This is a genomic window from Kitasatospora sp. NPDC053057 (assembly GCF_044546945.1).
Classification (GTDB): Bacteria; Actinomycetota; Actinomycetes; order Streptomycetales; family Streptomycetaceae; genus Kitasatospora.
In genome coordinates this window covers 81,002-93,968 of sequence record NZ_JBITZP010000031.1, presented here as the reverse complement: position 1 = coordinate 93,968, position 12,967 = coordinate 81,002, and the positions used below count along the sequence as shown (strand labels likewise).

The window sequence follows — 12,967 nt, the reverse complement described above, 5'->3', positions numbered from 1 at the left end:
ATTTTGGGTCAAATCTTTTTTTATTGCGTTTTTTAAACCTTCTATTCTTCTCAACAAACCGCTTCCGGGGTGGGTTTCTCTAATCAATTCGGGGGTCCCCCCGGGGGGGGGGGGGGGGGCGCGCGCCGCACGCCTCAGCGGGGGCCCGTGACTACTCCTTGCGGAGCATCGCGTCGACCACCCGGGCGGCGGCCTTGCCGTCGTCCAGGTCGCAGTACGCCTCGCGGAACGCGGCCGCCTTGTCCGCGTGCTCGGCCGCGACCTCGTCCACCCGGGCGAGCGCGTCGACCAGGTCCTCGGAGGTGGACAGCAGCGGGCCGGGCGCCTCGGCCTCGAAGTTCAGGCTGAATCCGCGCAGGTTGTCCCGGTAGTGCTCCAGGTCGTGGGTGAAGAAGAGCATCGGCTTGCCGGTGGTGGCGAAGTCGAAGACGCTCGACGAGTAGTCGGTGACCAGCACGTCGGTGATCAGCAGCAGCTCCGCCATGTCGGGGTAGCTGCCGACGTCCCAGATGTAGCCGTTGCCGGCGCCCGGGATCTGGCCGCACATCATGTTGTGCCGGCGCACCAGCAGCACCTGGTCGTCGCCGAGCGCCGCCTTGGCCGCCGCCAGGTCGATCCGCAGGTCGATCTGGTAGCCGCCGTTCGGCCGGCGCCGGTCCTCGCGCCAGGTCGGCGCGTACAGCACGACCTTCTTGCCCTCGGGCAGGCCGAGCCGTTCGCGAACCTGTTCGGCGGTCTTCTCCCGGTCGGCCGCGAACAAAAGGTCGTTACGGGGCGAACCGCTCTCCAGGATCTCGCCCTGGTAATCGAAGGCGCGCCGCAGGACGGGGGCGGACCAGCTGTTGCCGGCCACCAGCAGGCTCCAGTTCGGGACCTCGCGGGACAGGCCCTTGAGGTAGTTCGAGTCGGTGAACCAGACCTTCTCGAAGTCGAAGCCGATCTGCTTCAGCGGGCTGCCCTGCCAGGTCTGGACGACCACCTGGCCGGGCCGGCGGACGAAGAAGTCGGGCAGGTGGGTGCTGGTGACGATGTACTTGGCGGTCGCCAGCGCCTCGAACCACTCCGGGCTCCAGAGCCGGATCGCCCGCGCGGTGCGCGGCAGGTCGGCCTGCATGTCGTCGCTGCCCCAGAGGTGCTCCAGCGGCAGGCCGCGGCGGACCAGCTCCTCATGGATCGCCTTGGGCGAGTCGGCGTACGCGCTGCCGTGCCCGGCGTTGTACAGCACCGTGTCGCGCACCGGCAGGCGGCGGGCGGCCGGGTAGTCGACGGTGCGCAGCCGGCGCTGGCGGAAGCCGGACCGCTCCTCGGGCAGCAGGGCCGCGTGCGACTCCAGCGACAGCCCGTCGTGGTAGCGGCGCTCCAGCGCGATCCGCTTGCCGCGGGACTCCACCTCCACCGGCAGCGAGCCGAAGCAGTCCGGGGAGATCTGCACGTGGCTGTCCGGCAGGGAGGCGGCGGCCACGCCGACCGGACGGAAGAAGACGTTCCAGGTGCCCTGGGCGAGCGGCACCCGGCCGGCGAAGGAGGCGGTCGGCACGGCGGGCAGCGCGGTGCGGAACCGGCCGTCCGAGATCTCCACCGGGTAGACGTGCTCCTCCTCGCGCCAGTTGTGCCGGACCACCAGCTCCCAGCGGTGCGAGCCGGGCAGCGGGAACGAGCCGCTCAGCAGGAAGCCGTCGGCGCCGCGCGCCGACACCTCGTCCACCAGCGGCTGCAGCAGCTGGTCGGAGAGCTGCAGGTGGCCGCTCGGGGAGGGCTTGGTGTAGATCGCCCGGCGCTGCTCGACCGGCGCCTGCGGGTCCAGCGGGACGTGCAGCTGCTCGGGCGCGTTGCGGTCGTCCCAGACCAGCGGCAGGACGCTGCCGTCGGTGAGCAGCAGCGCGGTGCTCCAGCGGTCCCGGACGCGCTCGGCGGCCACCGGGTCCAGCTCGGCCCAGGCTTCGCGGACGGCGGTCAGCTCGGCCACCTCGACGGAGGAGGTGAACGGCTGCAGGGTGCCGGCCGGCGTGCCCAGCTCCAGCGGGAAGGTCAGCTCGCGGTCCGACTCGAGGTGGGTGAGCCGCAGCCGGGCCCCGGCGAGGCTCGCCCCGGAGCGGGCCGCGCCGGAGACCTCGACCCGGCCGCCGTGCGCGGCCAGGCCGGTCACCCGGGCCTTGACGGTCTCCACCTGGAGGTAGACGAAGCTGTCCCGGATCCACGGCACGATCCGCACGTCCGGCTCGACCCAGTGCTGCGGGATCGATGCGGCGGAGTCGCTCCAGCCGGCCGAGACCCGGCCCTTGTAGACGCCGCCCTTGCCCGCACCGGCCACCAGGACGCGCCAGTGCCCGTCCTTCCACTGGCCGCGGTGCTTGAGCTTCTTCGGGTCGAAGGCGACGCTGAAGCCGGACCAGTCGCAGGTGTACAGGTCGTGGTTGCAGCTCGCGGTGGCCTCGGGGCTGTACTGGGCCTTCATCGGCACCGCGATCACCCGGCGGCCCTTGGCCTCGCGCAGCACCAGGGTGCGGACCATGTCGTGCTTGTTCGCCGCGCCGAGCTGCTCCGGGTAGGCGTGGCCGGTCAGCTCCAGCTTCCCGCCGACCCAGGCGCTCTGGTACAGCCGGCTGCGCATGACCAGCGAGTTGTCCAGCTTGAGCACGCCGGCCGGCACGCTCTTGCGCCCGCCGCGCAGGAACGGGTAGTCCGCGTACGGCCGCAGCAGGCCGCGGGCCTGCACGCCGCCGCTGCTCTCGCCCTCGTACTTGATCTGCTCGACCAGCTCGTCGATCCGGTTCTGCAGGGTCAGGTGGTACTTCAGCCGCAGCGGCGCGCGCAGCTTGCGGACCTGCTCCTGGCCGATCGACCGGAGCAGCCGGCTGACGTGCTGGACGTAGGCGTCCCGGTAGTCCTTGTCGCCGTCCACGACGGACCAGAAGAACATCGGGATCTCCTCGACGAGGGTGTTCTCGTCGTAGGAGTGCAGGTACTCGGCGAAGCGCGGCTCGGTCTGCTTCTTCAGCCAGGCACGGACCAGCTCGACCGAGGCGACCCGGTCGATCAGGCCCTTGGGGTTGGTGCGCATCTGGGTGATCGACATCTCGCCGACCTCGCGCTCGCGCCAGTGGTAGATCGGCTCGGAGAGCACGTCCACGCTCTTGGCGAGGTAGTGGTGCGGCACGCTGACCGGCGCGTCCTCGTACAGGATGCCCTCGGGGTAGAGGATGCCCGCCGCGTCGAAGAAGGAGCGCCGGTACACCTTGTTCCACGCGGTGCGGTCGGTGACCAGCGCCGGGAGCTCGGTGATGTGGGTCTTGAGCCGGGTCTCCTTGAACGGCTTCGCGTGCCCGCCGGACTGGTAGTAGCCCACCGCGCGGAACCGCAGCACGTTGCCGGTGCAGAAGTCCGAGCCGGTCTCCTCCAGCGTGTTGATCATCAGCTCGTACGCGCTCGGCGGCATCGAGTCGTCGCTGTCCACGAAGCACAGGAACTCGGAGTCCGGGTCGATGTGCCGGATGCCGGTGTTGCGGGCCGCGCCGAGGCCCTTGTTCACCTGCCGGACCAGCCGGAACCGCGGGTCCTTGGCCGCGTACGCCTCGGCGAGCGCCGCGCTGTCGTCCTTCGAACCGTCGTCGACCATGACGCACTCGAAGTCCGTGAAGGTCTGGGCGGCGATCGAGTCGAGGCATTCGACGAGATAGCGCTCGACGTTGTAGATCGGAACGACGATGGAGAGGCGGGGAGCCATCGGCTACGCAGGCCTTTCTCGGGAGGAGCGTGGCAGCCCGCAAGGGGTCTGGCCGCACTTGGATCGGTGCGTACGTGCGTCCCGATCCTACCTTCCGGGGCCCGGCCCTCCCCGGGCCCACTACGCTGGCCCCGTGCCCCGCTTCAGCGTCATCGTCCCCGTGTACCAGGTCCAGGACTACCTCGCCGAGTGCCTCGAATCGGTCCTCGACCAGGGCGGACCCGACTTCGAACTGATCGCGGTGGACGACCGCTCACCCGACGGCTGCGGCGCCATGCTGGACGCGGCGGCCGCCGCCGACCCACGGATCCGGGTGCTCCACCTGCCGGAGAACGTCGGCCTCGGCCGGGCCCGCAACGCCGGCCTGGAGATCGCCACCGGTGACTACGTCGTCTTCCTCGACAGCGACGACACCCTCACCCCCGACCTGCTGAAGGCCGTCGACGAGCGGCTCGCCGCCACCGGGGACCCGGACGTCCTGGTCTACGACTACGCCCGCACCTACGCCGACGGCCGGATCACCCGGGCCGCCGCCGCTCACGTCTTCGGCGCCGCCTCCCCGGACGTCTTCGACCTCGCCGCCCGCCCCGACCTGCTCGACCTGCTCCAGGTCGTCTGGAACAAGGCCTACCGCCGCGGGTTCATCGCCGAACAGCGGCTGGAGTTCCCGGCCGGCTACTACGAGGACACCCCCTGGACGTACCCGGCGCTGCTCGCCGCCGCGAGCATCACCCTGCTCGACCGGGTCGGCGTGCACTACCGCCAGCGCCAGGAGGGCGGCAACATCCTGGCCACCGCCAGCCGCAAGCACTTCGACGTGTTCGCCCAGTACGACCTGGTGTTCGCCTTCCTCGACCGCCGCCCCGACCTCGACGCCTGGCGCCCGGTCGTCTTCGGGAAGATGCTGCACCACCTCAACACCGTGGTCGCCAAGCCCGGCCGGGTCCCGGCCGGCGACCGCCGCGAGTACTTCCGCCGCGCCGCCGCGCACTGCGCCCGGCTGCGCCCGGCCGGCTACCGCCCGCCGGCCGGCGTGGACGGCGTGCGCACCGAGCTGCTCGGCCACGGGCGCTACGCCGCGTACCAGGCCGTCCGCGCCCTCGCCAAGGCCCGCCGGTTCGTCAACCGGTAACCCCGTCCCGGACATCCGGCCCACGCCTGACGGCCGTTCGGGGGACGGGCCGGTATAACCGGTCGGGTGGACTTCCTGACCCGCCTTCCGGTCCTGGGCCCGCTCGTGGCCCGGGTGCTGCGCAGCCGCCCGTACCGCGTGTACGAGTACTTCTCCGCCGCCCGCGGCAACCGGCTGGCCGGAGCCGTCACCTTCTTCGGCTTCCTCGCCCTGTTCCCGCTGCTCACGGTGGGACTGGCGATCGCCGTCGCGACGCTGAACGGCAGCCAGGTGGACGACCTGCAGCACCGCATCTCCGACCAGCTGCCCGGCCTGTCGGACGCGCTCAACCTGCCCTCCCTGGTGGCCAACGCGGGTGCCCTCGGACTGGCCAGCGGGGCCCTGCTGCTGGTCTCCGGCCTCGGCTGGGTGAACACCATGCGCACCTCGATCCGGGACCTCTGGCAGCTGCCCGAGGAGAAGGGCAACCCGGTGCTGCGCAAGGCCTGGGACGTCGTGGTGCTGGCCGGCCTCGGCCTGGTGTCGCTGTTCTCGATGGCCGCCTCCGCCGCCGGCACCACGCTCGCCGGGCGGATCGCCGACGCGATCGGCCTCGGCAGCGGCTACCTGCTGACCGGGGTCGGCGTGCTGATCGCCATAGCGTGCGACATGCTGCTCTTCGCCTACCTGCTGGCGCCCTTCCCCGGCATCACGGGCCAGCGCCGCCGGGACCTCGTGCGCGGCGCGCTGATCGGCGCGGTCGGCTTCGAACTGCTGAAGCTGCTGCTCGCCTCCTACCTCGGCTCGGTCGCCGGGCGCAGCCTGTACGGCGCCTTCGCCACCCCGGTGGCGCTGCTGCTGTGGATCAACTTCGTCAGCCGGCTGCTGATGTACTGCGTGGCCTGGACGGCGACCGCCGACCCGGAGGCCGCCCGCGAGCGGACCAGGGCACACGGCCGGGCCCTGCTGGCCGCGGCCGACGAGTCGGAGGCGTGACCCGCCCGCTCGCCTCCGGGCCGGGGGATCAGCCGTGGAAGCGGTTCCAGGTGCGGTCCGACGTCCGGCGCCGGAAGAGCACCACGGCGGCCGTCCCGACCACGGCCCCGGCCGCCACGGCCGACCAGCCGCCCACCAGGCCGAGCCAGTCGTCCCCGGCCTTCGCGGCGGCCGGCGGGGTCGCGGTGGCGGAGGCGTGCGGCGGCGGGGCGGGGGCGCCGGTGGTGCCGCTCGCCTGACCGGTGGGCTCCTGACCGGTGGGCTCCTGGCCGTCGGCCGACTTCTCGTCGACCAGCCGGCCGACCGGCCGGACCTTGCCCGCCGCGGCGAAGCCCCAGTCCAGCAGCTCGGCCGTCTCGTCGTACACCCGCTGGTAGCTGGCCGGGTGCATCACCGTCACCAGCAGGGTGCGCCCGTTCCGCTCGGCGGCGCCGACGAAGGTCGAGCCCGCGTTGGTGGTGGTGCCGTTCTTCACCCCGATCAGTCCGGGGTACTTGCCCAGCAGCCGGTCGGTGTTGGCGATCCCGAAGCTGCCGCGCTTGCCGGTGTTCTTGTCGACGGCGCCCGGGAACATCGCGTCGCGGGTCGCGCAGTACATCCGGAAGTCCGGGTTGCGCAGGCCGGAGCGGGCGAACAGCGACAGGTCGTAGGCCGAGGACACCTGGCCGTCCATGTCGTAGCCGTCCGGGGAGATCACCCTGGTGTCCCGGGCCTGCAGGGCTTCGGCCCGGGCCTGCATCTCGTCGACGGTCGGCTGGATGCCGCCGTTCATGAACGACAGGACGTGCACGGCGTCGTTGCCCGAGCTCAGGAACACCCCGCGCCACAGGTCCTCGACCCGGTAGTCCAGGTTCTCCTTGATGCCGACCAGGCTGCTGCCGGCGCCGATGTTCTGGATCTCCCGGTCGGCGACCCGGTGCACCGCGTTGCGGTCGAACTTGGGCAGCACGGTGTCCGCGAAGAGGATCTTCAGGGTGCTCGCCGGGGGCAGCCGCAGGTGCGGGTTGTAGGCCGCCAGGACTTCTCCTGAGGCGGCGTCGGAGACTATCCAGGACTGGCCGGTGAGGTCCGTCGGCAGGGCCGGGGCACCCGCCAGCGGGTTGACCTGGACCCCGGGGAGACCGAGCCGCTCACCGCCGACAGCGGTCGACGGGGGCGGCACCTGCGGGGCCGCGACCGCCGCCGGGGCGGCGAGCAGAACCGGGAGGGCCGCGGCGACCGCGGCGCACAGCTGCGCGAGGGTGTGACGGGATGTAGGCACCAACTGACCGTACCCACTGCGGCGCCGTGGCGTCCGCCACGCCGGACGGGTCCCCCGCATGAGGGGCCCGCCCTAGGCCGATCGGCGGCCCGCGCATACTGGGGAGGCACACCGCCTCCACACCCCGCCGAGGACCACCCCATGAAGCTCAGCCGCCGCACCTCCTGGTTCCTGACCGCCTTCGGCGTCTGGTCGATCATGATCTGGACGACTTTCGTCAAGAATCTGTGGAAGGACTCCAGCGGCCAGGCCTTCGTGAACGGCGACCACTCCCAGCCCACCGCCTTCTTCTGGATTCACCTGCTGCTGGCGATCACGTCCTTCGTGCTCGGAATCGCGGTCGGCGCCGTCGGCGTCCGCGGCCTGCGGGCCACCCGCCGCGGCCCGGCCACGGACTGACAATCGCGTTGCCGCGGTCAGTCCCCACTGGCAAGATCCTCACGGTTCTCATGCGCGTACCGGACGCGCTGATCACAAGGGGTGGGGATTTCGATGGAGCACGTACACCTGCGCAGACTCGGCGGGGTCGCCGCGGTGACCATGGCCGCCGGTCTGCTCGCCACGCCGACGGCGGCCATGGCCGACACCACGCCGGCCGTCCTCGGCACAGCGCAGGGGGCTGGCTACCAGACCACCGCCTGCGACTCGACCGCTGACCCGACCTGGATCGGGCTGACCGTGAACGGCCCGACGATCAACGCCAAGATCACCGGGGAGGCTGCCAAGTTCAGCGTCTGGGACGTGACCACGGGCGCCGAGGACCCGGTGTTCACCGGCCAGGCCCAGACGTACGGCCAGCCGTCTGCCGCGCTCACCGTCCCCGGCCTGGTGGACGGGCACAGCTACGCCTGGCACGCCTGGGCCCAGCAGGGCACCCAGACCTCCGCCCCGTCGGCGGACTGCCACTTCACGGTGGACACCACGAGCCCGACCGCCACGGTCTCCTCGACCGACTTCCCGGCGAGCGGCACCGCCACCAAGTTCGCGGGCCAGACGGGCACCTTCGTCCTCAAGGGCGCCGACCCGGTCCCCGCAGGTGGCGAGGCCTCCGGTGTTGCCTGCTTCCAGTACGGCTGGACCTACGCCGGGAGCGACTGCAACTCGCCGGGCGCCGTCGAGCCGGACGCCGACGGTACGGCGAAGATCGACCTCAAGGTCCCGCAGTGGGGTACCAACAACCTCGTGGTCAACGTGATCGACAGTGCGGGCAACGTCGGCCGGACGACCTACACCTTCTCCGCGCCGTCGAACCCCAACCCGCCGAAGACCCTCGGCGACGTGGACGGCGACGGCGTCCCGGACGTCCTGCTGCCGGACTCGGCCGGCAACCTGCAGATCATCAGCAGCGGTTCGGGCGACACCACCCCGACCGCGACGGTCCGGGCCGCCGTGTCGCCGAACCAGAGCTCCTGGTCCAACGTCCAGGTGGCACACCGCGGTTGGGACGCCAACGCGCACGCGCCGATGGACGACATGGTGCTGCACCCGAGCGGCTCGCCGGCGCTGTACTTCTACAGCAACCAGGACTACGCCTCGTTCACCCGCGGCTTCTCGACGATCTCCCGGCCGACCGCCTGCCAGGACGCCGCCGGCACCGCCACCGCCTGCCCGACCGGCTTCGCCACCGACTGGCACAAGGCCGACCAGGTCGCGATGATCGGTTCGCTGGACACCCGGATGGTCTCGTCCGTCATGACCGTCGAGGACGGCAACCTCTGGCTGTTCGCCAACCCCGGCTTCTCCTACCGGCTGCGGACCGCCCGCCAGCTCACCACCAACGGCGCCTGGGCCGGCTACGACCTGATCGCCCCGGGCCCGGACTCGGGCGGCAACCTCACCCTCTGGGCGCGCGAGCGGGCCACCGGCGACCTGCACGCGTACCCGGTCGTGAAGAAGGCCGACGGCAGCTACGACTTCTCCGCGCTCGCGGACCCGAAGGCGAACGTCGTCGCGAGCGGCTTCACCGTGGCCAGGTACCCGACGCTCGGCAGCTCGGGCGACGTGGACGGCGACGGCCGGCCCGACCTGTGGGCCGTCACGGCCGACCGGCACCTGGTGTACTTCAGCGGCTGGAGCGAGCCGACCGACGCCGGCGCCCTGCAGTGACATGAGCGAAGGCCCCGTCCGATCACCCGATCGGACGGGGCCTTCGGCCTGTCAGGCGGGGATCAGAAGCGGCGGGTGACCAGCGCCCGCTTCACTTCCTGGATCGCCTTGGTGACCTCGATGCCACGCGGGCAGGCCTCCGAGCAGTTGAAGGTGGTGCGGCAGCGCCACACGCCCTCACGGTCGTTGAGGATCTCCAGGCGCTGCTCGGCACCCTCGTCGCGCGAGTCGAAGATGAAGCGGTGCGCGTTGACGATGGCGGCCGGGCCGAAGTACTGGCCGTCGTTCCAGAACACCGGGCAGGACGACGTGCACGCGGCGCACAGGATGCACTTGGTGGTGTCGTCGAAGCGCTCGCGGTCCTCGGCGGACTGCAGGCGCTCGCGCGTCGGGTCGTTCCCCTTGGTGATGAGGAACGGCATGACGTCCTTGTACGCCTGGAAGAACGGGTCCATGTCCACGACCAGGTCCTTGAGGACCGTCAGGCCCTTGATGGCCTCGATCGTGATCGGCTTCTCCGGGTCGACGTCCTTGATCAGGGTCTTGCACGCCAGCCGGTTGCGGCCGTTGATCCGCATGGCGTCGGAGCCGCAGATGCCGTGCGCGCAGGAACGGCGGTAGGTGAGGGTGCCGTCCTGCTCCCACTTGATCTTGTTGAGCGCGTCCAGGACGCGCTCCTTCGGGTCCAGCGTCAGCTGGTAGTCCACCCACACCGGGTCCGGGTGCTCCTCCGGGTTGAACCGGCGGATCCGGAAGGTGACGGTGATCAGCTGGACGCCACCGGCCTCGGCCGCGTCCAGAGCCGCCGAGTGCTTCTCCACGGTCGGAGTGCTCATCAGTACTTACGCTCCATCGGCTGGTAGCGGGTCGTGACGACCGGCTTGTAGTCGAGGCGGATGGAGGTGGTGCCGTCGGCCGCGACCTCCTGGTACGCCATGGTGTGCTGCATGAACTTCACGTCGTCACGGGTCGGGAAGTCCTCGCGGTAGTGGCCGCCGCGGGACTCCTCGCGGGCCAGCGCGGAGACGGCCAGCACCTCGGCCAGGTCGAGCAGGTTGCCCAGCTCGATGGCCTCCAGCAGGTCCGTGTTGTACCGGAAGCCCTTGTCCTGGATGGAGACGTGCTTGAAGCGCTCCCGCAGCGCGGCGATGTCCTCGACCGCCTGCTTCAGGGTGGCGCCGGTGCGGTACACCATCGCGTTGGTGTCCATGGTCTCCTGCAGCTCCTTGCGGATCTGCCCCACGGACTCGGTGCCGGTCGACTCGCGCAGCTTGTCGACCATGCCCTGGACCAGCTCTTCCGGGTTCTCCGGCAGCGGGACGAACTCGTTCGCGTTGGCGTAGTCGGCGGCGGCGATGCCCGCGCGACGGCCGAACACGTTGATGTCCAGCAGGGAGTTGGTGCCCAGGCGGTTGGCGCCGTGCACGGACACGCAGGCGACCTCGCCGGCCGCGTACAGGCCCGGGACGATGTCGGTGTTGTTGCGCAGGACCTCACCCTCGACGTTGGTCGGGATGCCGCCCATGGCGTAGTGCGCGGTGGGCTGGATCGGGATCGGGTCCGTGTAGGGCTCGATGCCGAGGTAGGTGCGCGCGAACTCGGTGATGTCCGGCAGCTTGGCGTCCAGCTGCTCCGGCGGCAGGTGGGTCAGGTCCAGGTAGACGTGGTCGCCGTCCGGACCGCAGCCGCGGCCCTCGCGGATCTCGGTGTAGATCGCGCGGGAGCAGACGTCACGGGACGCGAGGTCCTTCATGACCGGGGCGTAGCGCTCCATGAAGCGCTCGCCGTCCTTGTTGCGCAGGATGCCGCCCTCGCCGCGGGCACCCTCGGTGAGCAGGATGCCCATGCGCCAGATGCCCGTCGGGTGGAACTGGAAGAACTCCATGTCCTCCAGCGGCAGGCCGCGGCGGTAGGCCACGGCCTGGCCGTCACCGGTGAGGGTGTGGGCGTTCGAGGAGACCTTGAACATCTTGCCGGTGCCGCCGGAGGCGAACACGACGGCCTTGGCCTGGAAGACGTGGATCTCGCCGGTGGCCAGCTCGTAGGCGACGACGCCGGCCGTCTTGCCCTCGTTGATCAGCAGGTCGAGGACGTAGAACTCGTTGAAGAACTCGACGCCGTGCTTGACGCAGTTCTGGAACAGCGTCTGGAGGATCATGTGGCCGGTGCGGTCGGCCGCGTAGCACGACCGGCGGACCGGGGCCTCGCCGTGGTTGCGGGAGTGACCGCCGAAGCGGCGCTGGTCGATCCGGCCCTGCTCGGTGCGGGAGAAGGGCAGGCCCATCTTCTCCAGGTCGAGGACGGCGTCGATGGCCTCCTTGCACATGATCTCGGCGGCGTCCTGGTCGACCAGGTAGTCACCACCCTTGACCGTGTCGAAGGTGTGCCACTCCCAGTTGTCCTCCTCGACGTTGGCCAGGGCGGCGCACATGCCGCCCTGGGCCGCGCCGGTGTGGGACCGGGTCGGGTAGAGCTTGGTCAGGACGGCGGTGCGGCTGCGCTGCGTCGACTCGATGGCCGCGCGCATGCCGGCGCCGCCGGCGCCGACGATGACGGTGTCGTACTGGTGAATCTGCATGGGGGGTTAACTCGCCTCTGGCCTCTGCCGATGGTCGATGGTGCTCGCGGCTCAGATGTTGGGGTCGAAGGTGAAGATCACCAGGGTGCCGAGCAGCACGGTGAAGACCGTGGCGGTACCCATGAGCCCCTTGAGCCAGAGCCGGGTCGAGTCCTTCTCGGCGTAGTCGTTGATGACCTGACGCATGCCGTTGGCGCCGTGGAGCATGGCGAGCCAGAGCATGAGGAGGTCCCAGCCCTGCCAGAACGGCGAGGCCCAGCGGCCGGCCACGAAGGCGAAGCCGATCTTGGAGACGCCCCCGTCCATGATCAGCATGATGAACAGGTGGCCGAGGATCAGGGCGACCAGGACGACACCGGACAGGCGCATGAAGAGCCAGGCCAGCATCTCGAAGTTGGTGCGGGTGCGGCGCGGGGTCTTCGCGGTCCGCTTGCGCGGCGGCTCGATGACGAAGGCGTCGGCGGGGTTGCCGGTGCCGAGGCCCTTGCCGGTGTGCGCCTGCTTTGAGGGGACGACGATCGCGTCGGAGTATTCCGTGGTCATCAGTCAGCTCACTTCCCGAACCAGGAGATCAGCGTGTGCTGCAGGATGCCGTAGAAGGAGCCGGCCATCAGGACGACCCAGACTCCGACGACGGTCCAGAGCATCTGCTTCTGGTACTTCGGGCCCTTGGACCAGAAGTCCACCGCGACGACGCGCAGGCCGTTGAGCGCGTGGAACAGGATGGCGGCCACCAGGCCGTACTCCATCAGGTTCACGAGCGGAGTCTTGTACGTCTTAATGACGCTGTCGTAGGACTCCGGCGACACTCGCACCAGGGCGGTGTCCAGGACGTGGGCGAACAGGAAGAAGAAGATGAGGACGCCGGTGACTCGATGAGCCACCCAGCTCCACATGCCTTCCCGGCCGCGGTACAGCGTTCCAGCCGGCACGGAAAAACCCTCCGGAAGCGATTGGGGGCTCGGCCGGCTTCGGTGTCGGTCAGCCCGGCCGGGTACGGTCCACCGGCCGCGAGCATCCTATCGACGCCTTGTCGGGAACCGCCTCCGGGGCCCCTATGTGTGATCAATCAGGCACTTCTGGCCTAGCGGGGCGGGAACCAAACCTGCCGTGGTCACATTGGGTGAATGGCTCGTCGCGCTACGGTAGCGGCTGCCGGTGCCCGCCCATGCCGACGCCGCCGGACGAACG

At 70.4% G+C, this 12,967-nt stretch carries 10 protein-coding genes; 4 read left to right on the top strand and 6 right to left on the bottom strand.

Annotated features, from left to right (window positions below):
• Positions 1–151: 151 nt before the first annotated feature.
• Positions 152–3,724 carry a CDP-glycerol glycerophosphotransferase family protein gene (locus tag ACIG5E_RS28015; protein ID WP_396537870.1) on the bottom strand — a complete coding sequence of 1,191 codons (3,573 nt, stop codon included), beginning with the start codon at positions 3,722–3,724 and terminating at the stop codon, positions 152–154.
• Positions 3,725–3,857: 133 nt separating this feature from the next.
• Here ACIG5E_RS28015 and ACIG5E_RS28010 point away from each other — a divergent pair, with 133 nt between their 5' ends.
• Together ACIG5E_RS28010 and ACIG5E_RS28005 are read left to right on the top strand one after the other, a co-directional pair.
• Positions 3,858–4,856, top strand: a complete 999-nt coding sequence (locus tag ACIG5E_RS28010) for a glycosyltransferase family 2 protein (protein ID WP_396537868.1) — start codon at positions 3,858–3,860, stop codon at positions 4,854–4,856.
• Positions 4,857–4,922: 66 nt separating this feature from the next.
• Positions 4,923–5,831, top strand: a complete 909-nt coding sequence (locus tag ACIG5E_RS28005; RefSeq protein ID WP_396537866.1) for a YihY/virulence factor BrkB family protein — start codon at positions 4,923–4,925, stop codon at positions 5,829–5,831.
• A gap of 28 nt (positions 5,832–5,859) precedes the next feature.
• On the opposite strand, the gene ACIG5E_RS28000 is transcribed toward ACIG5E_RS28005, so the two are convergent.
• The gene (locus ACIG5E_RS28000) at positions 5,860–7,092 is read right to left on the bottom strand and encodes a D-alanyl-D-alanine carboxypeptidase family protein (protein ID WP_396537864.1); all 1,233 of its coding nucleotides are present in this window, start codon (positions 7,090–7,092) and stop codon (positions 5,860–5,862) included.
• Between the two features lie 141 nt (positions 7,093–7,233).
• Between ACIG5E_RS28000 and ACIG5E_RS27995 the strand changes: the two genes are divergently transcribed.
• Together ACIG5E_RS27995 and ACIG5E_RS27990 are read left to right on the top strand one after the other, a co-directional pair.
• Entirely contained in the window at positions 7,234–7,491 is a 258-nt protein-coding gene (locus ACIG5E_RS27995) for an SCO4848 family membrane protein (RefSeq protein WP_396537862.1), read from the top strand.
• A 93-nt stretch (positions 7,492–7,584) separates the two neighbouring features.
• Positions 7,585–9,198, top strand: a complete 1,614-nt coding sequence (locus tag ACIG5E_RS27990; RefSeq protein ID WP_396537860.1) for a hypothetical protein — start codon at positions 7,585–7,587, stop codon at positions 9,196–9,198.
• Between the two features lie 62 nt (positions 9,199–9,260).
• Here the strand turns inward: ACIG5E_RS27990 and ACIG5E_RS27985 are convergent, their stop codons facing one another.
• From ACIG5E_RS27985 to sdhC, 4 genes are read right to left on the bottom strand one after another with little or no spacing between them, the layout of a single operon-like run.
• The gene (locus ACIG5E_RS27985; protein ID WP_396537858.1) at positions 9,261–10,034 is read right to left on the bottom strand and encodes a succinate dehydrogenase iron-sulfur subunit; all 774 of its coding nucleotides are present in this window, start codon (positions 10,032–10,034) and stop codon (positions 9,261–9,263) included.
• Entirely contained in the window at positions 10,034–11,776 is a 1,743-nt protein-coding gene (gene sdhA, locus ACIG5E_RS27980) for a succinate dehydrogenase flavoprotein subunit (RefSeq protein WP_396537856.1), read from the bottom strand. The genes ACIG5E_RS27985 and sdhA overlap by 1 nt, the downstream gene beginning before the upstream one ends.
• Positions 11,777–11,827: 51 nt before the next feature.
• Positions 11,828–12,319, bottom strand: a complete 492-nt coding sequence (gene sdhD / locus ACIG5E_RS27975; RefSeq protein ID WP_031073427.1) for a succinate dehydrogenase, hydrophobic membrane anchor protein — start codon at positions 12,317–12,319, stop codon at positions 11,828–11,830.
• A gap of 8 nt (positions 12,320–12,327) precedes the next feature.
• Complete coding sequence (gene sdhC, locus ACIG5E_RS27970; protein WP_396537854.1) at positions 12,328–12,708, bottom strand: succinate dehydrogenase, cytochrome b556 subunit; 381 nt, start codon at positions 12,706–12,708, stop codon at positions 12,328–12,330.
• Positions 12,709–12,967 lie beyond the last annotated feature (259 nt).